Raw genomic sequence first — 24,170 nt, 5'->3', positions numbered from 1 at the left:
TCCTTAATGTGGATAAAATTTCAATAATCTATATGAAACTACAATTTTTAGATAATAAATATTCATTGTTATTTAATTGAAGAAAAATGCGAAACCTTTTTATAAAATATGGAAATGTTAAAACCCCTTTGATAAAATAGCAATATGCAAAAATAATTATTTATAAATTCTCAATGTAATGAATATTCATGTTCAAATATACGAATTTAACTACATAGTTATTGTAATAAAGGAGGAGAAAGATGTTAGATGAATTGTATAATGCTTTTTTAAATGCATCGGGTTTTACAGAAAGCGCGAGGAAACGAGATCAGTATGATACATTACATGATTATTTAAAAGATCAAGAAAGAGAGTTAAAGCAATACATTCAAGAGGCTGAATCAGCGAAGAGAGATTATGAGAGTAAAAGTAATGGCTTAGAAGCAAATAAAATTCCAGCAGTGGAATTTGAACAAAAACGTCATGAAAAGGATGAAGACTTAAATACAGTACTATCCTATTTTAAAAGTGAATTAAGCAATGTTGGATCTGCGATAGGTACAGCTTATGCAAAGTATTTGGAATATAAAGCGAAAGCAGAAGCGGAGAAAGCGTCAGCATACGCTGCAGCGACCAGAGCTTTTGAAGAAAAGAAAAAGGAAATTGAAAAACTTATCCATTAAGTATACAAAGAATGGAGGGAACTAATATGAGTGGTAAAGAGGTTGAAATTATAGGAAGTAACACTGCAAGTGCCATTTCTTACGCACAAAACATAGAGAACGGCATGAAAGATTCTTTAAATCAAGCGAAAAACTTAAAAGCGTACGTTACATGTGCGAAATGGAATGGAAAAACGAGAGATGCCTTTTTAAGTTATCTTGATTTAATCATTCAATATAACTCAGAAATGGTAGAGGCATTTGAAGGACATACGAAAGCTTTGAAAGAGTTAGAGAAAAGTATTCAAACGTATGGCGATATATCGGAAGTAAGGGCGATAAAAAAATTGTGATGGAGAAATGAGGGATAAAAGAATGGGGAAAGAAATGGTTTTTGCACCTGCTGAATTATATGTTCTCGCAGGTGCAGCTGGGGTTACCGATATATTTGGATTGCCAAACCGTGACGTAATTATTTTACTTGATGAAGAATGTGTCACGAAAGCAACTACGAGTTTAAAAGAAAAGGGCTTACTTACAAGTGAAAATGGAATTACCCCTGCCGCTTTTCAAATGATTGAGCTATTAAAAGAATATGAAAATTGTCATGAATACACGAGAATGAATAATCTATTAATGGGCTTTTTGAAAGAGGATAAAGACCGAGTGGCTGTATTAACGGAAATAGAGCCAAATAAAAAATACGAGATCGACTACATACCAAAGCCAGACGTATATTTTTCCTTATTAACACGCATCCCTTTCTTATTGAGAGAACCGAGGGACATAGAAGATACATTTTTCTCAAAGAGAATGACAGAAGAAGAACAACAAACATTTGAGGAAAAAGATTTATCAAATAAAGATGTTATAGCGATAGAAACATATACGAGGCCTCGGAGTAACAGAGGAGGAAAATGGGAATGTTTCTTATATTTCACTGAAGGAGAAGATTTCGTTCAAATTGATGTAGAACGTAATCGGTATGACTGGGTGAGTCTCTATGCGGTAAATAAGAAATTGTATGACGTGTTAAAAATGCCGTATAAAAAATTAATTGACCCGAGACAATTTTCGTTAGGAGGTATTGAATAATGCAAGTATCAATGGGAGATGGTGGTTCTGGTGGTGGAGAAGAAGTATTAGTTAATTTTCAAGAACTACTTGATATAGTAATGAAATTAGAAGATATATATAAAATCCATGTAGACGTCATTGGAACGAATATTGAGAGTTTATTAAGCAGTGATTTTTATCAAAAAGGTGAAGCGATGAGAGTAATTGAAAAATATCCTGATATATTACACAAAACACTTGAATTTGCTGAACACTATTCTAGGTCGGCGAGACTTGTAAGGGTCGCATGTGTAGAAATGCTTGAAAAGGACGAACAATTACGTGAAATATTAAGTAAGTTGTAGAAATCACCATACGGCTGGGGGATGAAAACGAAATGGATGTGAAATATAGACCTGAACCATGGCAAAACATGGGGGATGGTATGAATCGAATTACAAAAGATGCACTCATAAAATTACAGCGCGCAAATGAATTATTGAAAAAAATTGATGGAAGAATACGAGATTTAGACTCAGATGGCAGTATACATTTTAACCCAAAAGATCAATCGCAAAAAATCGGGGAATTACTTGATAGCTATTCGACATTACAAAGATATTGCGGAGAAGCAGGGCGATTGGTCTCTGAACATATAGATAAACCTTTTTTAGTAGAAATGGATAAATTCGCTCAAAAAATGAGAGATACATCTATTCTCAGTTTCGAAACAGATAACCGAATTGGCTCCACAACAACGACAGTATTACCAGATGCGCACGCAGGGTACGGAAGTGTACCACAAACAATAAAAACAAAAAAAGATAAAATAACAGTAGAAGATATTTTTAGAGATTCACCTGCATTTGATAACGTACTGAGAGAGGAATACAAAGAACTAAAAAAACAAAACCCAGATGCAAAATTAAATTATGAAGAATACAAGAAAGTAGTCCCATCCACACGAGGATTTGAATATAAATCGATAGAAGATGAACAGAAAAAACTAGAAATGGTGCGAGACATAGGAATAGGCCTAGGAATCATCATCACAACAATCCTTTGCCCACCACTCGGAACCGCTGCGGCAGTTGTATACGGCGCTGTACAAATCAAAAGTGGTATCGACGGAGAAGACTGGGGAACACACCGGAAATTGAGCCAAGAAGAGCGGGTAGGAAACATCATTTTTGGCGGATTAGACGCAATCCCAGTTGTTGGAGCAGTAGGAAAAGGAGTAAAAGCATTCAAAGGCACCAGTGAATTAGCTGATTTAGCGAAATTATTAAAATTCAAAGAAGGAATGCCTGGTTTTAATCCAAATTTGGGTGAAAATGTGGTACAATCATTGCGTGATAATAAAGCTATTATGCTTGACCGTTTGAAACTAGCAAGCCTTAAAATGGAGAAATCCGGAAATGAAAAGATGTATCAACTTGGCGAAAAAATAGCCAAAAGCATAGATGATAGGACAGCCAAATCGGCAAGTTTTGAAGTTGACGGAAATGGCTTACTATTATCTAAACAAGGTGGTACAGATTTCCAAAGCTGGGTGAATAAGCATCATACAGAAAGTAATAAGATTATAGATGATAAGATTAAGGGTGTAGAGGCTTCTCTTGCTAGTAAGGGTACGGGAAAGAATACAAATAAGAATCCAAATAAGAATCCAAGGTATCAACCTGGGACTGTAAATCAAAGTTTTAACTTAGAAAGAAGTCTCCAAACTCAAAAACAATTTATGTATAATAAAGGTTCAATAGGAGTAATACCAAAAGAGGTTAGAGACCAGCTAATAGGAAAACATTTTAACTCTTTTGATGACTTTAGAAAAGAGTTTTGGAAGTCAGTTGCAAACTCAAGTTTTGCAGAAGAGTTTAATAGCCGAAATGTTACAAGAATGTTAGAGGGAAATGCACCAATTGCTCCTAAGCTTGAACATTATGGTAAACACAAGTCATATATACTTCATCATAAACAGCCTATAGATAAAGGCGGAGAAGTATATAATCTTGATAATTTAATAATTACTTCACCAAAAATGCATCAAAACATCTTAGATCCAGCATATCATTTTGGGAAAAAAGGACATTGATTTAGGAAAGGATGAATGTTATGGAAAATAAACTATCTAAAGAGGAATTAATTGAACTTGTAGAAAAAATATGTAATCCGAAGTTGTCTGATGAAGAAGTGAGTGAATATATTGATATATTAGAAAGTAATGTACCTCATCCAGCTCCAAGTGACTTAATTTTTTGGCATGATGAAGAGTTATCACCAGAGGAAATAGTAACAATTGCATTAGCATATGAAGAGGATGAAAAAGATAGATAGGTGTATAATGGCAATTTACAAAAGTGATAAAGTTTGTATTGTTTGATACACATATAAATGAAAAACAAAGTATATGTGAAGTGTACAAAAAAAGAAAAGGTCATTTTGAAGTTCGTACTTCATGATGGTTGTACCATCATAGAGTATTACGTGCAATGATAGAATAGGAAACGAAGTACGATCTTAGGCGAGATGACATTTTACGGGGCGACGAATATAAATACATGGATTGTATATTAAATTAACGAACTCGTACAAACTCGTAAGTTTTAACGTAGTAGTTGTTATGACGTATAAAAGGTGTCATACTGTTACTACAAAACTTACAAATTTATGCTACTTAAAAATACATGAACTTAAAGCACTTGATTGTCAATTAAAGGCAACAAGTGCTTTTTTGTGTTTTAGCGTAGAAATAAGTTGGTACACGTATAATTTTATAAGTGTATTAAGTGTTAAATTTTATAGACTGTAATGGCTTTGTACAGTGTATGACGATAGTAGAGGAAAAACTAAAGGGTTGTATTATGTTTTGAAGTCATCGTAAAGTACGTTTTAACGGATTTACGCTATGAACACGTTATCCGCAAAAAACGGGTAAACGTTACAGGAATTGTAATTGCTGTAACGGGAAGGGACTCAATATGGAAGAGAAAGTAGTTGGTTATGTACGAGTTTCAACAGAAGGACAAGTACGTGAAGGGTATAGCCTAACGTATCAAGTAGAAGAAATTGAACGGTACTGCATTGAAAATAAACTACAGCTGCTTCACATATACGAAGATAAGGGAATTAGCGGAGCGACAGTAGATGAAGATGGATTAACAGTTGAACGTGAAGGCTTACAAGAATTACTGTCAGATATGACGTGTCATCAAGTAAGCAAAGTTATTGTACTAAATACATCTCGGTTATGGCGCTCTGATATGGCAAAAGTGTTAATACAACGAGAGCTAAAGAAATACAAGGTAGATGTGAAAGCAATTGAACAACCAAATTATAGTATATACACGCATGACCCAAATGACTTTTTAGTAAATGGCATGTTAGAACTACTAGACCAATATCAACGTCTCGAGATTGCATTAAAGCTAAGTAGAGGGAGAAAGAAGAAAGCGGAACAAGGTGGATATGCAGGTGGGGGTGTACTGTTTGGCTACAAGGCAACAAAAGGACAAAAAGTGTTAGAAGTGGATGCTGAGAAAGCGATAGTTGTACGTAGACTATTTGAATTAAGACACTTTTTTAAACATTGGTCGCTAACTCAATTGGCAGAACGACTAAATAGGGAAGGGTATTGTACTGAGAAAGGAAAGCTGTTTACGAAAGTACAAGTGAAACGCATGTTAGATAGAGAGAACTTTTATCGAGGGGTGTATACATACGGGCAAATACAAACAAATGGGAAGCATCCAGCAATTATATAAAAGTCGTACTTAAAAAAATCGCTCATTTTACTATATGTACTTATGAAATTATGAAAATGGATAGGCTTGCGTACCTATGCGCATCGGAAGATGAACGCTCGAACTAAGGTTGCCGACATTTTTATATATGACTAAATCATTGGATAGAGGGATGAGTTATGCATAATAGACAAAACTATTTGTATGTAGGAGTAGATTTACATAAGGAGCATCATACGGCTGTTATTATTAATTGTTGGCAAGAGAAATTAGGAGAAATACAGTTTGATAATAAACCATCTGCATTTTCGAAGTTTTTATTAGAAGTAGAGACATATGTGAGTGATGGTTTATCAGTTGTATTTGGTTTAGAAGATGTTGGTGGTTACGGAAGAGCGTTAGCGAAATATTTAGTAGACCATGAACGAGTAGTGAAAGAAGTAAATCCAGCTTTATCATTTTTAGAACGAAAAAGCCAAGTGATGATACAAAAAAATGATAGTTGGGATGCGGAATGTGTGGCACGCATACTGGTAAACAAATTTAATCAATTGCCAGATGCAAAGCCAAACGATTTATTATGGTCAATACAACAACTGGTTTCAAGAAGGGATGCATTAGTAAAAGCACAAAGTGCGTTAAAGAACCAACTACATATTCAATTAAACTATCATTATCCAAGCTATAAAAGGTTTTTCTCAGAATTAGATGGAAAAACAGCATTAGCATTTTGGCAGCAATATCCGTCACCCTCTTGTTTAGAGGGGGCGAATATAAAGCAATTAACAGCTTTTTTATTAGATGTTAGCAACAATACATGTTCAGTAAAGAAAGCAAGCGACATATTAAAACTTGTAAAAGAAGATGGACATACAATGAAGGAATATCAAGAAACACGAGACTTTTTAGTAAGAAGTATTGTACGGGATATTGAGTTTAAAAAGAAGGAAATGAAATACATCGAAAGAGAATTAAAACGGTTAGTAAATCTACTAGATTATCAATTAGACACGATGCCAGGAATAGAACTTGTGACGGCATCAGCATTAATAGCTGAGATAGGAGATATAAGACGATTTCTAAATGCCAATAAATTAGCAAGATTTGCGGGGATTGCGCCTGTTTACTTTGGTTCTGGTGGGAAAGGTAAGGCGCATAAAAGCAAACAAGGAAACAGGGCGTTACACGCTTTATTTTATAATTTAGCAGTACAGCAAGTGCAAGTAGCAAAAGGAAGTAAGATGCCACGAAATCCAGTGTTTCATGCGTACTATCAAAAGAAACTTAAAGAGGGAAAAACAAAAGGACAAGCATTGGTATGTATTATGAGAAGGCTTGTAAACATTGTATATGGCATGATGAAATATAAAACAGCTTATGAGTTGCCGGTAGTGGAAGAAAAAGAAGTAGTTTAATAAGGTTTACATGGTTTGTTTTTTTATTGTGAGGGTTTAAGATTACAACATAGGGTACGGGTGAAACTCCTAAGATAACTGAAATAAAAGAGAAAGATCTTGGGAAGCACATTATTAAAGGGAAAAATGGAAGGAAAGAACTTGCGCCAAACGTGCGTTATATTACTGAGGATGGTTATAAATATACAACAGATGAGCTTGGTAGAATAGTAGATGTTGAGGCAGGAGAATTAATACTTCAAAAAGGAAAACGAAACACAGGAATGCAAGTGGCTGCAGGAAGAGAAGATAGATTACCGGATGATGATGGTGGGCATTTGATAGGGACGCAATTCCATGGATCCGGTGATATTGATAATTTAGTCGCTCAAAATAAACAAATTAATCGTTCGGGTGGAGAATGGTATAACATGGAGAAAGAATGGGCTAATGCATTAGGTGGAAAGCCTCCTAAAAAAGTGACAGTAAAAATTGAACCAGTATACTTAGGTTCATCGCTAAGATCAAACTCATTTAAAATAAAATACCAAATTGAAGGCCAACGTAAGGTAATACGTGAAATACTTAATAAAACAGGAGGTTGATGTAAAAGTGTTCGAATTAGAATTAAATAAAATCTATCAAAATATAGCGCAAAAAATAAATGATACAATTCCCGTAGAATGGGATATCTTTTATTTTAATGCAGAGATTTATAACCAAGAGGGTGGGGTATTATTCTTTTTCAATACCCCAGATAGATCGGATGAATATATATATTCCCATGATATACCAGATGTATTTAATGTGAGTGAAAAAGAATATGATAAGACATATGATGAATTATTTCATTTAAGTGTAGAGTTACAGGAAATATTTATAAAAAATAATCAGGAACCTTGGTATTCTTTTGATATGATTGTGACATCTGAGGGGAAATTAAAAATTCATTATGGGTATACTAAATGGTATCAATCTACTTTTGGACCGAATGACCGAGTGGATTATTTTGAATATAAATATTTAGGGAAGAAACCTAGTAATGAAAATGAGCGAAGAAAATTCGAAGAGATGAAAGAATATGAAGAGCAAAATAAATCTTAAAATATTTTTTTGTTAAATTAAGGAATGTATTATTAGCGAGTAAATATGTAAAATATCCAAATTAACTAGCTTTAGTTGGACTATTGAAAGAAGAATAGTGACGGATTAATGTTACTTATAGAACATATGAAGTTAAAGCACTTGATTGTCGACTACAGGCAATGAGTGCTTTTTTATTGAAAAATATACTATAAATTTAAAGAAATTATTTTTATGAATTAAAGCCAACAAAAATTACTAGTATTATATAACTAGAACTACATTAGCAAAAGGTGTGGACGAAACAACCGCCTTCATTAGAGGTGAAGAAGTATTACTTGATGGAAGCGTACGTAGATACGATGGAACGAACTTCAGTGAAAGCGTAAAAGAAGCCCATGATTCCTCAAAGGCGAGCATTCAGAGTAGGATCTCGAATTTGGAGAGTGGTGGGGTTAAGGGTACGGGTGAAGTTTCTAATAGTAGTGAAAAATTAAGTAGAATAGAATACTTGCGTAATAAATATGGTCGATTTACTCCACGCAAATTAAATCATAGAATTAATTTGCGTGGTGCTGTAGAAAAAGAGGTTGAAAGATTAAATACATTAGGGCTAACCAAAAACGAAATGGGTCCAGCGGTTGCAGGAACATTTGATAAAAATACTGGAAAATATTATTTTGGAATTAACAATACTGACGGTGATATTCCAGTTACATTGCACACAATTATTAGGGATCGGATAGAGAACATGCCTAGTAGCGTTAGAGATGGTTATAAATTTACGTATGGAGCAGGTTCCCACGCAGAGGTATACTCCTTGAATCAGGCATTACTTGCGAATCACAACGCACAGCCAACAGATTTTATTACCCACGTCGTAAGATCTGGTAAGAAATTGAAACCGGCTGGTATGATGATGCCAACCTATCCACATTGTAATTTTATTACTGAAGGATTTGAATTTAGTTCAGAGGTGAGAAAAATTGGAAAATAAGATGGGTGTATTAAGTAAAGAATATGTATTAGAACAGGGTATAGATTTTGATGAGGAACTATGGTTTACCTCTTACAGCGATGAAGTGCTGGATAACCCAGAAGATGAAGGTGGAAAACCTTTTACTGGATTAGCTTATGAGTTATATGAAAATGGGAATCTAGCGTATTACTGTTATTATAAGAATGGTTTTAAAGAAGGTAATTATGTTAAATTTCACCATAATGGGAAAGTTAAATCTATAGATTACATGATAAAAGGACAAACAAGAGGTATAAGAAAAATTTGGTATGAAAGCGAAGAACTCAAATATGAAGGAACGTTTAAGTTTGGCGTTTGTTTAAAATATACTGAATGGGATAAACAAGGGAATATAATTAGGCAAAAAGTTGCTCCAACAAAAGAGGAATTAAGACTAATTACCCGATTAGCTGATTGTGATGATAATGAATAATTTTGATGAAAAGAAATTAATACAAGAGTTTTCAAAAATCCAAAGTGAATTATCACCTAGAATTAAATTAGAAAATAATTTTCAAATAGAAGAGATACAATTTATCGCAGGGGTAGATTTGGCTTATTGGAATGTGAATAAAACTAAGTATGGTACATGTTGTATTGTAATCATTGATTATGGTACAAAGGAAGTTGTCGAAAAAGTATACAGTTATGGAGAAATACCAATCCCGTATATTCCAGGTTTCCTTGCGTTTAGAGAGTTACCTTTAATAATAGAGGCAGTTAAAAAGCTAACAAAGCAACCAGATATATATATTTTTGATGGTAATGGATATTTACATTATCGTCACATGGGTATTGCTACTCATGCTTCCTTTCTGCTAAATAAACCAACCATTGGTGTAGCAAAAAGTTATCTTAAAATTCGAGATGTAGATTTTATTATGCCAGAGAATCTAAAAGGATCTTACACTGATATTGTAATAAATAATGAAGTCTATGGTCGAACTTTAAGAACGACCAAAAATGTTAAACCTATTTTTGTTTCTTGTGGGAACTGGATTGATTTAGATACAAGTACTGAAATTGTTATGAACTGTATTAATAATGAAAGTCGTTTACCTATTCCTGTTAGATTAGCAGATTTAGAAACACATAAAATGAGGAAGAAGTTAATGGAAGGATAAAATAGTGTATTCTATATTTATTAAGCAATAAATACAAGTAGAATGCATTTATATAAACTTGTAAGTTTTACCTAGTATTTGTCACAACATGTAAAGGCTGTCGAACTGTTACTAAAAAACTTACAAATTAAATACTACTTAAAAACATATAAATTTAAAGCACTTGATTGTCTACGAAAGGCAACCAGTGCTTTTTTTTATAGATAGGCATGCTATAAAATTTTAAAAATTATTTTTGTGAATTAAGGCTAACCCAAATTACTGGTATTATATAATTGGAAATACATTAGCAAAAGGTGTGGACTCCGTAACCCCATTCGCTAAAGGTGTAGAAATACTGCCAGATGGAAGTGTCGCTAGAACTGGAACGAACTATAGCGGGAAATTCCAAGAAGCCCATGATGCCTCAAAGGCGAGTATTCAGGATAGGATCTCGAATTTGGAGAGTCCGGATCTACAATTCGATTTTATTAGAGTTGAAACAGATATAAAGAATACTGATACTGGATTCGGTGTTGATGAGTTAAAGGTAAAGGACTGGAATAAGAAAATAGATTAATTCATAGGGAGGATACAATGATAAACCAAAAAAAGTTAGAAATGGCTTTTAAAAAATATAGCAAAAATTTTGTGGATGGAATCAAATTTGAAGATGTGAAAGATAAATATAATGTCAGTAGAAGAAAGATTGAGAAAATCGTTGAGCAAAATGAAACAGAGAAAGATCACATCCTACTAATAAATTTAAGCAAAATTTTCTCATATCACTTGTCACTATGGAAAAACGATGTATTGATAAGCGGTGGAAACAATGTAGAAGGATTAAAGAACATGCAGAAAGTCTTATTTTACCAGTGCATGGGACAAGATCTTTATAAAATCAGATATCCAAAGATGATTTTGGGGTATACGTTTAGAGAAGTCGTCCTCACATTAGTTCATTTTGCAATGTATGGATGGGAGAAAGAAGAAAATATATTATATGATTTTATGGTTCATCACTTCGGTGGACATTTAATAGATGCTAATGAAGAGAATAGACATATTTGGTTTTTGCTAGAGCTATACTCGCAGTATAGAAATAAAACCATCATGGGGACAAATGAAAAATTGCATCTAGTCGTGAAAAATAAGTTTAAAGAAGCTGAACTGCGATGCGATTTAATCCCTGAAGACCTAAATATATATGATGAAGTGTTAGGACGTTGGTCGACTCGTGACTTAGAAGAAATAGAATATCTAATTTCGATAATGTCTCAGTATCATTCTGCGTTAGCTTCTGAAATCGGACAGCTAGGTGAATTTGGTGATTTCAGATACGGATTTTATCCTTTTGAAATATTATTTTTAATCCATGTAAGGAAACAACTAGGGTTGCCAGTACCTACTCAAATCGATAATTTTCTGATGAATACTTCAGAAGCTAGAATGGTATTTGGGGAACATGAGTCATATCCTGAATGGGATCCCGTACTTCAGATGATTGATCAATTTTATCGTGAAAACTATCCGGAATATATTCCTAACAAGCATGGAGAATTATTTCAATAAAAGGGAGGAAGCTAAGATGCCTGATCAAGGGATAGCGCAGATTATATTTCCTGATAGCAAGGATTTGGAAACATTTTTGAAGGAACAAGGAAGTTATGACTTACATGAAGACCTATTAAAATATGGATTGACAACGAAACAGTTTTTATACGTTGACTATAAAGGTGAGCAATACCAAGAAATTGTCAATTTTATTCTTGATTACGAATTTGCCCACCAAATTGAATTAGCAACACAAGAAGAACTTGAGAGATTAGAAGCATTTAATTATGAATTTTTACCCGATAAGATCAAGATGGCCAACAAAATACTGTCACCAAAGGGATTTGGTCTGTTTTTATATCCAAATTCGGGCGACTTTTATGCATTATTCATTGGGAAAATAGAGAATATAACAAAAATCCTGCAAGAAGAGGTGTTGCTTGATGATAGAATTCCTTTTCAAGAAAGGTGTATCAAATATTATAGATAGGCCTAAGGTTGTATACCTTCACCCTTGAATCCGATCAAGATTTTTTTATAAGTTAATATCAAGATTGCATAACCACCTAGAATGTGCTATTTTTGGCCACGTACAATTTTAATAACACCATGTGTTACTACAAATGCATTTAAACTTTTCACCTCCTGAATTCGAAATAATAAAAATGTTTTGGATTTGGGAGGGTTGATAATAGAAAAATAAATTGAGAAATGTGCCTATTTTATTGGTTACTTGGACGCTGACAAAGGTACATGCTTAGTAAAGGAATTCAATGGCAACGTTAGGAGAACGTAGTGGCTATTGAATTTTTTATTTTTACAACTGTATTAGAAAGAAAAGCGTGAGAATTAGGTGAGATGATATTTTATTGAAAAGACATGGAAAGGACATAATAATAATGACCTCGTAAGTATTAATGTATTACTTGTTACCATATAAAAGGTGTCATACTGTTACTAAAAAACTTACAAATTTATGCTGCTTAAAAACAGATGAATTTAAAGCACTTGATTGTCTACGAAAGGCAACAAGTGCTTTTTTAATAGATAGACATGCTATAAATTTTTAGAAAATATTTTTTATGAATTCAGGCTAACAAAAATTACTAGTATTATATAATTGAAAGTACATTAGCAAAAGTTGCGGACTCCGTATCCCCAATCTTTAAAGGTGTAGAAATACTGCCAGATGGAAGTGTCGTTAGATCTGGAACGAACTATAGCGGGAAATTCCAAGAAGCCCATGATGCCTCGAAGGCGAGTATTCAGAGTAGGATCTCGAATTTGGAGAGTGGTGGGGTTAAGGGTACTGGTAGTAACGCAAACCCAAACAAAATTAAACTAACCCCGGAAAGAGAAAAATACTATCGAATAAAAATAGATGAAGCCAAAGCACGGGGGGATTATAAGGAAGCAGATAACATTAGGTATAATCGTCATTGTGAAGAAACAAAAGAGCCTTTAGAACGTAAAGAGTGGGATGTTAAGCGTGAAAATTTAAAGAAAAGTCAAGAGCGTGGAAGAGAAGAAGAAATAAAAGGAAGAAAAGCTTTGGGAGAACACCTAAATCGTACATTAGAGGACAATAACTCTGGCAAGGTTGTTACGTATACATCCAGTGAAGGGCATCTTACGCGTCCAGATAGTATAGGTCGTAATGCTAAGGATGAAATCGATTTAGTTCATGATCACAAACACAAAATAAGTGACAAAGAACACTTTATTCATAATGACAGCCAAATGCGAGCTGAAAGAGAGATGCTCGAAGATAAAAATGGAAGTCATATTGTGACAATATCAAGCGATAAACCTGATTTGAATGGGATTCCTCCTCATCCAAGACCAAGTGGGCCTTTAGCGAAAGAGAGTGACATTTTCTATACTGATCCAAATAGTGGTAAAGTAACACATAAGTGGGAAGCGCACCTAGATATCCCAGGTGGAGGTATATGGATAAAAATATAGATAAGTATGTAACTTTACTTTTTAGTATTAAGGGGGATTTAAATGAAACCTAATTATTTTACAATTGCAATGTATCCTACAGTATCGATTAATCAGGAAGAGATACTAGTTCGTCTTTTGAGCGTGTTTGATTCGAATGAAAAATTTGCTCCTACTCATTGGGGTAACAGTGAAACCGTACGGGTAGAATATAATCGTGAGGAAATTCTTGAAAAGGTGATTTTGGAACGTAAAGTATCAGAAGTACATTTGTATCGTGATAAGGCAGTGCATTATAGAGGAAGCTTTAAAGTTAACTGGAGTCATAGGTCATATCTTGAGTTTGAGTTTCATAAATCAATACCTAAAAGTTTATGGTCTGCTTTTTTTGAGTTATCCGATCAAATCGCAGAAATTGTAAAACCACGTTTTGGGGTGTCGCAAATCTTTTGGAAAGCGTCTTATCCATGGAATACGGAACGTGAACGGTTACATATGTGGATGAATATGTCTGCCTTACCTATACCGGTAAGGTTTCTTCCTAACGGTCCTTTGGGGGCAGGCGCTAAAACATATTTGAGTGGTCATATTTTAGACATGTTTGATAAGGAATTATTACTAAATAGCCCAGCTGTCGTATCAGAGCTGGATTGGGGTGGGATTTGTATAGACCTTTTACAAAATCCATTAGAAGCCGATATAGATATATTACTTGATAGTTGGTTACATGTAATGAAATACTTAGAACCAGCTCAAGTAATGGCCATGCCAAGTTTTCATGAAAGTCGAATGGTTGTAACTTATTCTCCAAATATTGCTTGGAAGGACTATCTGAAAAGCTAAATGAAAGGAGATCGTAATAATGAATGAGAATGGTAATGATAGAATAAGAGTCATGGAAATATTAAATAGATCTCAATACAATGATGAGGTTATAGATGGACTAGATATGAGTGATTTAGATCTTACTTTTTCAGATTTGTCAGAGGTGATGGCAGAGGGTATCATGGCAAAACAAGTCCATTTAAGAGCTTCTTCACTAATGAGAGCATCTTTTTTTGATTGTGATTTTGAGTTGGCTGATTTCAGGAGCTGTAATTTAGAGGAAATACATATTGCAGATTGTAGGTTTGGCGAAGCGGATTTTTCTAAAGCGAATATGAAATATGCAAAGATAAATATAAGTAGTTGTTTTGAAACATGTTTTGATGAAGTTGATTTTTCATATGGAGAATTAGTTGAAACTGTATTAAATGATGTAAATATAAAATAATTGGAAATTGCATGGAATTGTTGGAGGGGTAATGTGAAAGCTAATAAAGCATTTGAATGCGTATGTAATCTAATATCTGAAAAGTATTTAGATAATGGCTGGAAATATTCGAAGTCTGGTCATTGGATGAGTAAAAAAGATAAAAATTTCATTTATAAGGTACTCTTTTATACAAGTTGGAATAATATATCTGATAAAAACGTAGTATTTTATGGTGAATGCGCAATTCTTCCTTTAAAATCTGAAGATAAAATATTTCATATTAATACACGTCAGTGCAATGTACCAAGCGGTCAGTTATATTGGAACATAGCAAATGAGGAAGAGTGGGAGCGGACAGTTAACGAATTCACTAATTGGTTAAATAGTGTATTTATGCCAATTGTAGAAAGGTGTACGAATGATTTGAACAACTTTGTAAAAGAGGTTGTTGAAAGGGGTTTTTATCCTCAAAAGGGTTATATGGTAGATATTAATTTTATATTAACGCACGGGTCGTGTGAATTGGCAGAGGAAGCTATCAAAAGATACTATGACAGTTTGGAAGAGTCAATAAAAAAAGAATTTAAAGATAACTATGAAAGTATGGTGTGTGGTAATGAAGCAGTTAGTGCATATGGTAATAATATGATGAGAAATTACACCAATTTTAGAACTATCATAGATAATAAAATAATTGTTACTTTATAGTACATCAAATGGTTTGACTTAGTAAGCGATAATTGGTAACCCAATTATCGCTTTTGGTTTTAAATAAGGGTACGGGTAACACTGTAAGCAATTATCTTGATGATATAGTCGAGGCTGGTAGTGTCAATGCCACAAAGATGAATAAGCTTAAAAATGCTATTCAAAATAATACTTTTAGTGTAGATGAGTTGTCTGAGATTAGAAAAAAGATGTCTGATTTAGGCATTACTAAAGAATATAATGAAGCATTAATTAAACTTGATTTTGGTAAATATCTTAGAGGACTAATAGGTGACCCACCTACTGCTATGATAGATCCACATGCACATCATATTTTATTTAAAAAAGGCCTTCGTCAGAAGCAACAAGAACTGGTTCGAGAAGGTCAAGAAATATTAAGAAGGTATGGGATAGATCCAATAATCGGTAAAGAAAACCTTGTTTGGGCACCAAATAGAATTGCAGGACAACACGGCATAGAACGTCTTCAACATATTATTGATAAGTTAAAGGCAGTAGATAGTTTTGGTGGAACTCGTGAAAAAATGGTTGAAATGCTTAAACTACTAGGTGAAGAAGCGGCATCAATGAAATAAAGATATTTTAGGAGGATTCTATGGATAATAAGGAGAAAGCAATAAAAATCTATGATTTAATGAAGAATGGTGATATAGAACAAGCGAAAGAGATAATTGTTACTGATAAAAGTTTACTTGATTTTGTAACACCTTTTGGAACGTGGCTACATGTTGCGACTAGAGCTGGTGAACTGGATATGATAAAATTTCTAGTTGAATCTGGTATGGATATTAACATAAACGAAGGTGTACCAAAGTCAGCGCCTATTGCACATGCGGCTAGTGAAGGTGAAATTAATATTGTAGAGTACTTATTTAATAAGGGTGCAATATTAGATGTTGGTGACCCGAATAGGAATCCTTTATTCTCAGCGATTTATGGTGGGCATCTTGATGTTGTAAAGTATTTTGTTCAGAATGGTATTGATATTACTGTTAAGTATACAGGAGATACTATGAAAGATATGGGAGCTTATGAATTTGCTATTGAAAGAGGGCAAACAGAAATTGCTGAATATTTAAAGCAGAAGATGGATGAAAAAGAATAAAAAAACAAATTTTTTATTTAATAGTATTTTCTAGAGAGATAACACAATAAAAGTGGTTATATTACTTATAAGAAAAGTGAAGAAAAAGAATGTATTTTTGAAGTGGATAGAAAAAATATATGGTATTTGAAAGTATGTACTCCATGATGGTTGTACCATCATGGAGTACTATGTGCAATGATAGAATAGAAAACGAAGTACGAGTTTAGGGGAAATGACATTTTACATGGCGATGAATATAAACACATGGAATGTATATGAAACTAATGAACTCGTACAAACTCTTAAGTTTTAACGTAGTAGTTGTCAAGACATATAAAAGGTATCATACTACTAAAAAATATACAAAATTAATGCTACTTAAAAACATATGAACTTAAAGCACTTGATTGTTGACTAAGGGCAACCAGTGCTTTTTTAATAGTATTGGAAGGCCGTAATTAGATGAGAAAAGATTTAACATGGCCAGTACCAGATGAGCCGGTTTCAGTAGAATATATATATGAAGTGGGTAAGCAGATGGATTTTATATTTCCAAGTGATTATGTAGAGTGTGCTACTACTAATAATGGTTCAGCGGTATTACCATATAAGTTTGAGGTGGATGGAGTAACAAGAGTGTTTGGGACATTGCTCTCTTATGATACGGATAGTAGCGAATATATTGTTAAAGTATATCGTACTTATGCCACTACTATACCTAAAGAGTTAGTTCCTTTTGCTTTTGACCCAGCAGAAAATTTAATATGTTTTGACTATAAAAATGCCCAAAATAACCCTGTTGTGGTATTTTGGGAACATGAGAATGCTGGCGAAAAAGAAATGTTAATGCGTCAAGAAGGTCTAACAGAAGCACAAGTAGAAGAACTGGCAAGAGAAAATGTATTTTATATTGCAGATACATTTACTGATTTTTTAAGTAAATTACACGATTAAAAAATATAATGATGAATGAAAAATAAAGTTTAGGTGAAGTGGATAGAAAAATAATAGGGTGTTTGAAAATAGTACTCCATGATGGTTGTACCATCATGGAGTACTATGTGCAATGATAGAATAGAAAAAGAAGTACGAGCTTAGACGAGATGACATTTTATATGGCGATAAATATAAATACATGGAATGTATATGAAACTAATGAACTCGTACAAACTCGTAAGTTTTAACGTAGTAGTTTTTATGACATACAAAAGGTTTCATACTTTTACTGCAGGATTTACAAATTTATGCTACTTAAAAACATATGAACTTAAAGCGCTTGTTTGTCAATTAAAGGCAACAAGTGCTTTTTTCGTCTCAGTATAAAAATGATATATAATAAAGATAAAGTTAATATTAGCTTGAGATTATAAAAAGTGAAAAATAGGTACTAAAAAGCAGCTGTCGATGGCATAAAAACAGCCAACCACAAAGTAACAGAAGGTGTAAACTTTGTAGCCTCCACAGCAAAAGGATTTGCCGACAAAATCGGAAATCTATGGAACAAAGGCGCCACAACCGTAAAAACAACCTTCTTGCAGGAGAATGAAAAGATCCAGCACGCAGTAAAAACATTACTGGAATACAAATGGATCCCAGGCGAGGGAAAAGGCTTCGCCATGGCTGGAGTAGGAAAGGTCTCAGGAGGAGGACAGTATTCTCTGAAAGAGGCTTATCAGTATATGGAGAGTAAGGTTGTTAAGGGTACGGGTGAAGGACCTGTAAAAGTAAACTATGGAGAACAATATGCTAGGGAAAAACGTAAAAAGATATTAAAGCCAAATGTTGAGTATACAAGTAAAGAAGGATATACATATACAACAGATAGTCAAGGGCGTGTTGCAAGTTGCGAGGGTAGCCTTCAATTAGGTGATGGTAAGCGGAATAACTACGCTCAGAGAGTGGTAGGTAGGAATGACCGTTTGGATGATGATGACGGCGGACATTTAATTGCAACTATATTTAAAGGCTCTGGTAATATGGATAATTTAGTTCCAATGAATAGTAACTTAAACAGAGGAGAATGGAAAAAACTAGAGAATGAATGGGCTAATGCTCTTAATGATGGTGATAAAGTTAGGGTGAAAATAACGCCGAATTATAGCGGGAATTCAAAACGTCCAGACAGTTTTGTTATTAGATATAAAATTGGTGATGAAGATAGATGGAGATTAAAGAATTTTGATAATGTACCAGGAGGAAAATTAGATGAATGATGAAAAATTAAGCAAGTTATACAATGAAATAGCAGAGGTTGTAATTGATACAATTCCAGAGAAGTGGTTTAAGGTTTACCTGTATGGTGAGGTTGGGGAAGGTGCTCAAGAATCATATTTTTATTACTACCCTGAAGAGAATAGTACTCTTATTTACAGTCATAGTATTTTTGAACTCTTTAATGTCCCAGAAGAAGAATATTTTAAGAAGTGGCATCGTTTGTTAGATTGTATTAAGAGAATGAAGAAAGAGTTTATTGATAATAATCAAGAAGCTTGGACAAATTTCACTATGATTTTTGATAATACAGGAAAGTTTAATATTGACTTTAATTATGATGACCTTTCGGATGAAAATTCCCACGAGAGAATGATTATTTGGGAATATGAACATCTTGGTCTTATGCCTAAAAGTAATTCAGGGAAAAAATACTTAGAAAAGCATCTTAAAAATCTTGAAGATACAAAAAATTGAGTGCAATACCATATATGATAAAAGCTTGTAGTGGTTTAACGTAAACATGTATAAGCATATATGAGAAGTGGGTAGAAAAAGAAATGGCTATTTTGAAGAGTAAACTCCATGATGGTTGTACCATCATGGAGTACTATGTACAATGATAGAAAAGAAAAAGAAGTACGAGCTTTGGCGAGATGACATTTTACTGGGTGCTGAATATAAACACATGGAATGTATATGAAACTAACGAACTCGTAAGTTTTAAGATAGTATTTGTTATGAAGTATAAAAAGTGTCATATTGTTACTACAAAATTTATAAATTTATGCTACTTAAAAACATATGAACTTAAAGCACTTGATTGTCTACGAAAGGCAACAAGTGCTTTTTTTATAGATAGGCATACTATAAAATTTAAAAAATTATTTTTGTAAATTAAAGTTAACACAAATTACTAGTATTATATAATTAGTAAAAGTTGTGGACACGGAAACCGTAACCCCATTCGTTAAAGGTGTAAAAATACTGCCAGATGGAAGTGTCGCTAGATCTGGAACGAACTATAGCGGGAAATTCCAAGAAGCCCATGATGCCTCAAAGGCGAGTATTCAGAGTAGGATTTCGAATTTGGAGAGTGGTGGGGTTAAGGGTACGGGTAATACAAACCATCCAGTGAGAGTATACCGTGATATTGACGACACCGTTTTAAATAAAGAGTATGAAATAATTACTAGAAAAGGAACATTTGTTACTAAAATAGTAGCAGATGAAAAACTTGTTGTGGATATGCCTTATATAGGTAAGGGGAAGCAAAGTACAAATTCAGAAGGATGGCTAAGAGATAACAAGTATTATTTTAATGAACTATATAAATTACATCCTGAGTATTTTAGCGATGCTAACATCAAAAATCTTAATAATGGATGGGCTATTGTAAATGATGCGGTCTTTAGGAGACATTTCCCTCAATATGATATTGTGGGATTAAAAGGAAAACCTTTAGTACATCATCATATTGGTGGTGGGGGACAAGCAATGGCTATTCCACAACCGTTGCATCCAGGGAGTGGAGGAATCCATAATATAGAGAAACAAATAGGTATATGGGGAAAAGATCAAGAAAACGCTGAACGTCTTCAAGTATTTATTAAGTAATCTTTTTGGAGGTATAACATGGACATAAAAAAAGCATTAGAACATTATTTTAAAGAACTCATAAATGTATGGGATACAAAATATGGTACATATCCTAAAGCACCGTGGGATGAAGAGATTGATCCTCGATTGTATTTAAGTAATCCAGATGAAGAAGAATATGTATATTGGAAACCTATTGAAAAAGTTGATTTAGATGATTTTACAGAAATTGAAAAAAAGCTGGGTATGAATATTCACCATGCAATGAAAGAATACTTTAATTCGTATTGGTTCTTAAGCTTACAAGGCTTTTACGGTTCAAGATTAGTTAATCTTGAACCCATAGAACCGTGTAAATCTATATTAGAATTTTTTGAAGTAATGAAACAATATGAAGAGAACAATGGAAGAGAATTTAGATATATACAAATAGGATTTGTCTTTCCAGAAGATATGGCTATTATCTTTGACAATAAAACAGGACAGATATTGATAGAGAATTTTGAAACGGAAGAAAACGAATTTCTTGCTAATTCACTTGCTGAATTGATAAATAATTTAAAAGTAGAATTGGTAGTTTAAGAGGTATTACTATTATGTAAACTTTATATGAAAATTTGTTTTACTGATTAAATAGTTTAATTTTATTATAGGAGTTCACCGAGGTATTACGTTGAATAGGTGATAAAGAAGAATTTAGATATGGATAAAAAATTAGTATTACGTGCAATGATAGAATAGAAAATAAAGTACGAGCTTAGGCGAGATGACATTTTACCGGGCGATAAATATAAACACATGGAATGTATATGAAACTAACGAACTCGTACAAACTTGTACAAACTCGTAAGTTTTAAGATAGTATTTGTCATGATGTACACAAGGTGTCATACTGTTACTACAAAACTTAGAAATTTACGCTACTTAAAAACAAATGAACTTAAAGCGCTTGATTGTCTACGAAAGACAACAAGCGCTTTTTTATTAGATAGGCATGTTATAAATGTTTAAAAATTATTTTTATGAATTAAGGTTAACAGAAATTACTAGTATTATATAATTGAAATTAAACTAGCAAAAGGTGCGGACTCCGTATCCCCAATCTTTAAAGGTGTAGAAATACTGCCAGATGGAAGTGTCGTTAGATCTGGAACGAATTATAGCGGGAAATTCCAAGAAGCCCATGATGCCTCAAAGGCGAGTATTCAGAGTAGGATCTCGAATTTGGAGAGTGGTGGGGTTAAGGGTACGGGTGAAACTAGTAAGGCTGTTGATGATGTAGTTAAAGATGGTAGTCACTTTTCAGATGAATTTAAATTGAAACCTAATGTAAAATATGAAACGAATGGATATCTATATCAAACAGATGAACTAGGAAGAATTGAGAGAGCTTCTGGAGAATTAACGTTAGAGATGGGAGAATGTAATAGTAAGCATCAGCTAGCTGCTGGAGGAGAAGACCGAGTTAAAGCTCCTAGCACTCAAGGCGATCATGGTGGACATTTAATCGGTACGCAATTTAATGGATCTCCGCTAATTGATAATATAGTTGCAATGAATGGTAATGTGAATGTAAGTGCTTATAAAAAATTGGAATCTGCTTGGGCAAAAGCTTTAAGGGGAGGAAAAGAAGTTTTTGTGGATATAAGGCCAAGGTATAGCGGAACTTCAATACGACCGGATAGCTTTGCTATCAGTTATAAAATAAATGGTATTGAAAAAGTGAAAATTTTAAAAAATATATATGGAGGTTAGTATATGAAAACTGAAAAAATGGAAGAATTATATGGAATGATTGCAAACTATCTTAATAGTATAATCCCTGTTGGGTGGAAGGAAGTTTATTTATATGCAGAAATAGATGACTTTAGTAATGAGACCTTTTTCTATTTCTATCCGAATGATTCTTCAGAACCTATATATAGTTTAGAGGTTTCTAAAATATATAATTTAGATAAAAATCAGTATATGGAAAAATTATTTAAACTTAATGACTATGTAGAAAAATTGCGCGAGGAATTTAAAAATAATAATCAACCATTATGGTCTAATTTAACATTTGAACTAACTTCTTCAGGGAAATTTAACATTGATTATGACTATACAGACTTGGATAATTGTGATTATGATGATTACGAAAGGCATGTGATATGGAAATATAAAAAATTGAATACGTTACCTGATGAAAATAATGAATTCGATAAAGAGATTATTGAGAAATACAAAAAGGAAAGATAATATTTTTTATTAAAATATCCTACTAGATGAAAAAACGGAAGAGAATTATGAAATGTATTCATATAAAATGAAGAGTTTAATAAAAGTTCTTTTAGAAATTCAGGTATAAAAAATGACTTTGATTTTGATGAGGCTCTTAAAAAAGCACTTACTTTGAGTAAGAAACAGGGATTTTATCAATATAAAGAAAACGAAAAGAAGATAACAATCTACTATCTATATTTAGTAGACAGTTATCTTTTTTCTTTAAATAGTTTTTGGGGAGCGGAAAATGCAACTAGTTCCTTACGGAATCCATGGTATTACTGTTCATAATGGTGGAAGGACTAAAGGAATGTGGGCAGATGCGCCAAGATAATAAAAAAGGAGTGTTTTGAATGGAAATTAAAAAAGAATCTATAATTTATCCGTTACCGTCTGATAGTTTAATATTAAAGAAAGAAGAATTTTGGAGAGTTCAACTACCGGTAGATTATAAGAATTTCATAAAAGTTAATAATGGTGGTTCCCCAGAAAAGAAATCTTTTGTGTGTAATAACCATAGCTATGCAGTTATTAGGTTTTTATGTATTCTTGAAGCCCCAGAAAATATTGAAATAGGTATGTTTGATATTGATGTAACATGGACCCAGCTAGATGAGAGACTTACAGATGATGGAGATTTACTGGGAGTAGCTTTATTACCAATTGCTGTATTATTTGCCGGTGATTTTTTATGTTTAGATTTTAGAGAATCAAGAAGTAACCCGAAAGTTTGTGTGTGGGATCATGAGAATTCTGCTGAACTTGAACCAGTAAGTCATCATGTTGCAGATACATTTGCTGAATTTATGGGTATGCTTCACTAATACATCTATCTAGACAAATCACATGATTAAAACTAGATAAAGGAACTCCAAAAAGATTTTTGAGTGATACAGAAAAACAATGAGAAGCTTGAAAATAATGACTCATGATGGTTGTACCATCATAGAGTATTATGTGCAATGATAGAATAGAAAATAAAGTACGAGCTTAGGCGAGATGACATTTTACCGGGCGATAAATATAAACACATGGAATGTATATGAAACTAACGAACTCGTACAAACTCGTAAGTTTTAACATAGTATTTGTTATGAAGTATAAAAAGTGTCATATTGTTACTACAAAACTTATAAATTTATGCTGCTTAAAAACAAATGAACTTAAAGCGCTTGATTGTCTACGAAAGACAACAAGCGCTTTTTTATTAGATAGGCATGTTATAAATGTTTAAAAATTATTTTTATGAATTAAGGTTAACAAAAATTACTAGTATTATATAATTGAAAATACATTAGCAAAAGGTGTGGACTCCGTAACCCCATTCGTTAAAGGTGTAGAAATACTGCCAGATGGAAGTGTCGTTAGAACTGGAACGAACTATAGCGGGAAATTCCAAGAAGCCCATGATGCCTCAAAGGCGAGTATTCAGAGTAGGATCTCGAATTTGGAGAGTGGTGGGGTTAAGGGTACGGGTAATAGTAAAAT

At 33.3% G+C, this 24,170-nt stretch carries 31 protein-coding genes and 3 pseudogenes; all 34 read left to right on the top strand.

Annotated elements, in window-relative coordinates:
- The first annotated feature begins 242 nt into the window (after window positions 1-242).
- Window positions 243-665 (top strand): hypothetical protein, encoded by a 423-nt coding sequence (locus ACTT1L_RS02985; protein ID WP_000883453.1) that lies wholly within the window; start codon window positions 243-245, stop codon window positions 663-665.
- Between the two features lie 26 nt (window positions 666-691).
- The gene (locus ACTT1L_RS02980; RefSeq protein ID WP_000014540.1) at window positions 692-997 is read left to right on the top strand and encodes a WXG100 family type VII secretion target; all 306 of its coding nucleotides are present in this window, start codon (window positions 692-694) and stop codon (window positions 995-997) included.
- Window positions 998-1,019: 22 nt separating this feature from the next.
- Window positions 1,020-1,739 carry a DUF5081 family protein gene (locus ACTT1L_RS02975; RefSeq protein WP_000514132.1) on the top strand — a complete coding sequence of 240 codons (720 nt, stop codon included), beginning with the start codon at window positions 1,020-1,022 and terminating at the stop codon, window positions 1,737-1,739.
- Window positions 1,739-2,065: a hypothetical protein gene (locus tag ACTT1L_RS02970; RefSeq protein WP_001198193.1), complete on the top strand. Its 327-nt coding sequence runs from the start codon at window positions 1,739-1,741 to the stop codon at window positions 2,063-2,065. Before ACTT1L_RS02975 ends, ACTT1L_RS02970 begins: the two co-directional genes overlap by 1 nt.
- 32 nt (window positions 2,066-2,097) lie before the next feature.
- Window positions 2,098-3,795, top strand: coding sequence for a hypothetical protein (locus ACTT1L_RS02965; RefSeq protein ID WP_442821787.1), 1,698 nt, complete (start codon window positions 2,098-2,100; stop codon window positions 3,793-3,795).
- Window positions 3,796-3,815: 20 nt separating this feature from the next.
- Window positions 3,816-4,037 carry a bacteriocin immunity protein gene (locus tag ACTT1L_RS02960; protein WP_074543642.1) on the top strand — a complete coding sequence of 74 codons (222 nt, stop codon included), beginning with the start codon at window positions 3,816-3,818 and terminating at the stop codon, window positions 4,035-4,037.
- 644 nt (window positions 4,038-4,681) lie between these two features.
- Window positions 4,682-5,464: a recombinase family protein gene (locus ACTT1L_RS02955; RefSeq protein WP_098345583.1), complete on the top strand. Its 783-nt coding sequence runs from the start codon at window positions 4,682-4,684 to the stop codon at window positions 5,462-5,464.
- Between the two features lie 158 nt (window positions 5,465-5,622).
- Window positions 5,623-6,858, top strand: coding sequence for an IS110 family transposase (locus tag ACTT1L_RS02950; protein WP_442821786.1), 1,236 nt, complete (start codon window positions 5,623-5,625; stop codon window positions 6,856-6,858).
- Window positions 6,859-6,932: 74 nt separating this feature from the next.
- The gene (locus ACTT1L_RS02945) at window positions 6,933-7,442 is read left to right on the top strand and encodes a DNA/RNA non-specific endonuclease (RefSeq protein ID WP_442821959.1); all 510 of its coding nucleotides are present in this window, start codon (window positions 6,933-6,935) and stop codon (window positions 7,440-7,442) included.
- A gap of 7 nt (window positions 7,443-7,449) precedes the next feature.
- Complete coding sequence (locus tag ACTT1L_RS02940; protein WP_016124921.1) at window positions 7,450-7,941, top strand: immunity protein YezG family protein; 492 nt, start codon at window positions 7,450-7,452, stop codon at window positions 7,939-7,941.
- Between the two features lie 274 nt (window positions 7,942-8,215).
- The gene (locus ACTT1L_RS02935) at window positions 8,216-8,917 is read left to right on the top strand and encodes a YwqJ-related putative deaminase (RefSeq protein WP_074543644.1); all 702 of its coding nucleotides are present in this window, start codon (window positions 8,216-8,218) and stop codon (window positions 8,915-8,917) included.
- Between the two features lies 1 nt (window position 8,918).
- Window positions 8,919-9,371, top strand: a complete 453-nt coding sequence (locus ACTT1L_RS02930; RefSeq protein ID WP_052494081.1) for a toxin-antitoxin system YwqK family antitoxin — start codon at window positions 8,919-8,921, stop codon at window positions 9,369-9,371.
- Entirely contained in the window at window positions 9,364-10,062 is a 699-nt protein-coding gene (locus ACTT1L_RS02925) for an endonuclease V (protein ID WP_033695110.1), read from the top strand. The genes ACTT1L_RS02930 and ACTT1L_RS02925 overlap by 8 nt, the downstream gene beginning before the upstream one ends.
- 298 nt (window positions 10,063-10,360) lie before the next feature.
- Window positions 10,361-10,510: pseudogene (locus ACTT1L_RS02920) on the top strand (hypothetical protein); the annotation flags it as partial.
- Between the two features lie 128 nt (window positions 10,511-10,638).
- Window positions 10,639-11,613: a hypothetical protein gene (locus ACTT1L_RS02915; RefSeq protein ID WP_000609922.1), complete on the top strand. Its 975-nt coding sequence runs from the start codon at window positions 10,639-10,641 to the stop codon at window positions 11,611-11,613.
- 16 nt (window positions 11,614-11,629) lie between these two features.
- Complete coding sequence (locus ACTT1L_RS02910; protein WP_001113308.1) at window positions 11,630-12,085, top strand: hypothetical protein; 456 nt, start codon at window positions 11,630-11,632, stop codon at window positions 12,083-12,085.
- Between the two features lie 671 nt (window positions 12,086-12,756).
- Window positions 12,757-13,560 carry an ADP-ribosyltransferase gene (locus ACTT1L_RS02905; RefSeq protein WP_076872462.1) on the top strand — a complete coding sequence of 268 codons (804 nt, stop codon included), beginning with the start codon at window positions 12,757-12,759 and terminating at the stop codon, window positions 13,558-13,560.
- A gap of 42 nt (window positions 13,561-13,602) precedes the next feature.
- A complete protein-coding gene (locus ACTT1L_RS02900) occupies window positions 13,603-14,382 on the top strand; it encodes a hypothetical protein (RefSeq protein WP_074543648.1) in 780 nt (259 codons plus the stop codon).
- A 19-nt stretch (window positions 14,383-14,401) separates the two neighbouring features.
- Window positions 14,402-14,809, top strand: a pseudogene (locus ACTT1L_RS02895) (pentapeptide repeat-containing protein); the annotation flags it as partial.
- 36 nt (window positions 14,810-14,845) lie between these two features.
- Window positions 14,846-15,502, top strand: a complete 657-nt coding sequence (locus ACTT1L_RS02890) for a hypothetical protein (protein ID WP_061130307.1) — start codon at window positions 14,846-14,848, stop codon at window positions 15,500-15,502.
- Between the two features lie 32 nt (window positions 15,503-15,534).
- Window positions 15,535-16,098, top strand: a complete 564-nt coding sequence (locus ACTT1L_RS02885) for a hypothetical protein (RefSeq protein ID WP_442821785.1) — start codon at window positions 15,535-15,537, stop codon at window positions 16,096-16,098.
- Between the two features lie 20 nt (window positions 16,099-16,118).
- On the top strand, window positions 16,119-16,628 hold the full coding sequence (locus ACTT1L_RS02880; RefSeq protein WP_442821784.1) for an ankyrin repeat domain-containing protein: 510 nt from the start codon (window positions 16,119-16,121) through the stop codon (window positions 16,626-16,628).
- Between the two features lie 444 nt (window positions 16,629-17,072).
- Window positions 17,073-17,564 (top strand): SMI1/KNR4 family protein, encoded by a 492-nt coding sequence (locus ACTT1L_RS02875; RefSeq protein WP_119683706.1) that lies wholly within the window; start codon window positions 17,073-17,075, stop codon window positions 17,562-17,564.
- 578 nt (window positions 17,565-18,142) lie between these two features.
- A complete protein-coding gene (locus tag ACTT1L_RS02870) occupies window positions 18,143-18,823 on the top strand; it encodes a DNA/RNA non-specific endonuclease (RefSeq protein ID WP_442821783.1) in 681 nt (226 codons plus the stop codon).
- The gene (locus ACTT1L_RS02865; RefSeq protein ID WP_163062128.1) at window positions 18,816-19,298 is read left to right on the top strand and encodes an antitoxin YezG family protein; all 483 of its coding nucleotides are present in this window, start codon (window positions 18,816-18,818) and stop codon (window positions 19,296-19,298) included. The genes ACTT1L_RS02870 and ACTT1L_RS02865 overlap by 8 nt, the downstream gene beginning before the upstream one ends.
- 179 nt (window positions 19,299-19,477) lie before the next feature.
- Entirely contained in the window at window positions 19,478-19,717 is a 240-nt protein-coding gene (locus tag ACTT1L_RS02860) for a hypothetical protein (protein WP_425592479.1), read from the top strand.
- Between the two features lie 46 nt (window positions 19,718-19,763).
- Entirely contained in the window at window positions 19,764-20,438 is a 675-nt protein-coding gene (locus tag ACTT1L_RS02855) for a hypothetical protein (RefSeq protein WP_061182617.1), read from the top strand.
- 18 nt (window positions 20,439-20,456) lie between these two features.
- The gene (locus tag ACTT1L_RS02850) at window positions 20,457-21,002 is read left to right on the top strand and encodes a SecY-interacting protein Syd (protein WP_061182616.1); all 546 of its coding nucleotides are present in this window, start codon (window positions 20,457-20,459) and stop codon (window positions 21,000-21,002) included.
- A 474-nt stretch (window positions 21,003-21,476) separates the two neighbouring features.
- Window positions 21,477-22,175 carry a DNA/RNA non-specific endonuclease gene (locus tag ACTT1L_RS02845; RefSeq protein ID WP_442821958.1) on the top strand — a complete coding sequence of 233 codons (699 nt, stop codon included), beginning with the start codon at window positions 21,477-21,479 and terminating at the stop codon, window positions 22,173-22,175.
- Between the two features lie 3 nt (window positions 22,176-22,178).
- Window positions 22,179-22,658, top strand: coding sequence for an immunity protein YezG family protein (locus ACTT1L_RS02840; RefSeq protein WP_000845734.1), 480 nt, complete (start codon window positions 22,179-22,181; stop codon window positions 22,656-22,658).
- A 271-nt stretch (window positions 22,659-22,929) separates the two neighbouring features.
- On the top strand, window positions 22,930-23,016 hold the full coding sequence (locus ACTT1L_RS02835) for an HNH endonuclease (RefSeq protein ID WP_235355870.1): 87 nt from the start codon (window positions 22,930-22,932) through the stop codon (window positions 23,014-23,016).
- Window positions 23,017-23,035: 19 nt separating this feature from the next.
- Complete coding sequence (locus tag ACTT1L_RS02830) at window positions 23,036-23,506, top strand: SMI1/KNR4 family protein (protein WP_000403325.1); 471 nt, start codon at window positions 23,036-23,038, stop codon at window positions 23,504-23,506.
- Window positions 23,507-23,724: 218 nt separating this feature from the next.
- A complete protein-coding gene (locus tag ACTT1L_RS02825) occupies window positions 23,725-23,916 on the top strand; it encodes a hypothetical protein (protein ID WP_071743237.1) in 192 nt (63 codons plus the stop codon).
- 72 nt (window positions 23,917-23,988) lie between these two features.
- Window positions 23,989-24,162: pseudogene (locus tag ACTT1L_RS02820) on the top strand (hypothetical protein); the annotation flags it as partial.
- Between the last annotated feature and the right edge of the window lie 8 nt (window positions 24,163-24,170).

Source organism: Bacillus sp. FH, assembly GCF_052216825.1.
Taxonomy (GTDB): domain Bacteria; phylum Bacillota; class Bacilli; order Bacillales; family Bacillaceae_G; genus Bacillus_A; species Bacillus_A paranthracis.
The sequence above is the reverse complement of the archived record's forward strand: the minus strand, read 5'-3'. Positions and strand labels throughout refer to the sequence as shown.

Coding starts and splice junctions, on each gene's coding strand:
- ACTT1L_RS02880 (WP_442821784.1), top strand. CDS start 16,119: ATGGATAATAAGGAGAAAGCAATAAAAATCTATGATTTAATGAAGAAT.
- ACTT1L_RS02955 (WP_098345583.1), top strand. CDS start 4,682: ATGGAAGAGAAAGTAGTTGGTTATGTACGAGTTTCAACAGAAGGACAA.
- ACTT1L_RS02835 (WP_235355870.1), top strand. CDS start 22,930: ATGCAACTAGTTCCTTACGGAATCCATGGTATTACTGTTCATAATGGT.
- ACTT1L_RS02840 (WP_000845734.1), top strand. CDS start 22,179: ATGAAAACTGAAAAAATGGAAGAATTATATGGAATGATTGCAAACTAT.
- ACTT1L_RS02975 (WP_000514132.1), top strand. CDS start 1,020: ATGGGGAAAGAAATGGTTTTTGCACCTGCTGAATTATATGTTCTCGCA.
- ACTT1L_RS02915 (WP_000609922.1), top strand. CDS start 10,639: ATGATAAACCAAAAAAAGTTAGAAATGGCTTTTAAAAAATATAGCAAA.
- ACTT1L_RS02860 (WP_425592479.1), top strand. CDS start 19,478: ATGACATTTTACTGGGTGCTGAATATAAACACATGGAATGTATATGAA.
- ACTT1L_RS02930 (WP_052494081.1), top strand. CDS start 8,919: ATGGGTGTATTAAGTAAAGAATATGTATTAGAACAGGGTATAGATTTT.
- ACTT1L_RS02960 (WP_074543642.1), top strand. CDS start 3,816: ATGGAAAATAAACTATCTAAAGAGGAATTAATTGAACTTGTAGAAAAA.
- ACTT1L_RS02950 (WP_442821786.1), top strand. CDS start 5,623: ATGCATAATAGACAAAACTATTTGTATGTAGGAGTAGATTTACATAAG.
- ACTT1L_RS02970 (WP_001198193.1), top strand. CDS start 1,739: ATGCAAGTATCAATGGGAGATGGTGGTTCTGGTGGTGGAGAAGAAGTA.
- ACTT1L_RS02900 (WP_074543648.1), top strand. CDS start 13,603: ATGAAACCTAATTATTTTACAATTGCAATGTATCCTACAGTATCGATT.
- ACTT1L_RS02965 (WP_442821787.1), top strand. CDS start 2,098: ATGGATGTGAAATATAGACCTGAACCATGGCAAAACATGGGGGATGGT.
- ACTT1L_RS02925 (WP_033695110.1), top strand. CDS start 9,364: ATGAATAATTTTGATGAAAAGAAATTAATACAAGAGTTTTCAAAAATC.
- ACTT1L_RS02985 (WP_000883453.1), top strand. CDS start 243: ATGTTAGATGAATTGTATAATGCTTTTTTAAATGCATCGGGTTTTACA.
- ACTT1L_RS02865 (WP_163062128.1), top strand. CDS start 18,816: ATGAATGATGAAAAATTAAGCAAGTTATACAATGAAATAGCAGAGGTT.
- ACTT1L_RS02875 (WP_119683706.1), top strand. CDS start 17,073: ATGAGAAAAGATTTAACATGGCCAGTACCAGATGAGCCGGTTTCAGTA.
- ACTT1L_RS02980 (WP_000014540.1), top strand. CDS start 692: ATGAGTGGTAAAGAGGTTGAAATTATAGGAAGTAACACTGCAAGTGCC.
- ACTT1L_RS02825 (WP_071743237.1), top strand. CDS start 23,725: ATGAAACTAACGAACTCGTACAAACTCGTAAGTTTTAACATAGTATTT.
- ACTT1L_RS02830 (WP_000403325.1), top strand. CDS start 23,036: ATGGAAATTAAAAAAGAATCTATAATTTATCCGTTACCGTCTGATAGT.
- ACTT1L_RS02910 (WP_001113308.1), top strand. CDS start 11,630: ATGCCTGATCAAGGGATAGCGCAGATTATATTTCCTGATAGCAAGGAT.
- ACTT1L_RS02850 (WP_061182616.1), top strand. CDS start 20,457: ATGGACATAAAAAAAGCATTAGAACATTATTTTAAAGAACTCATAAAT.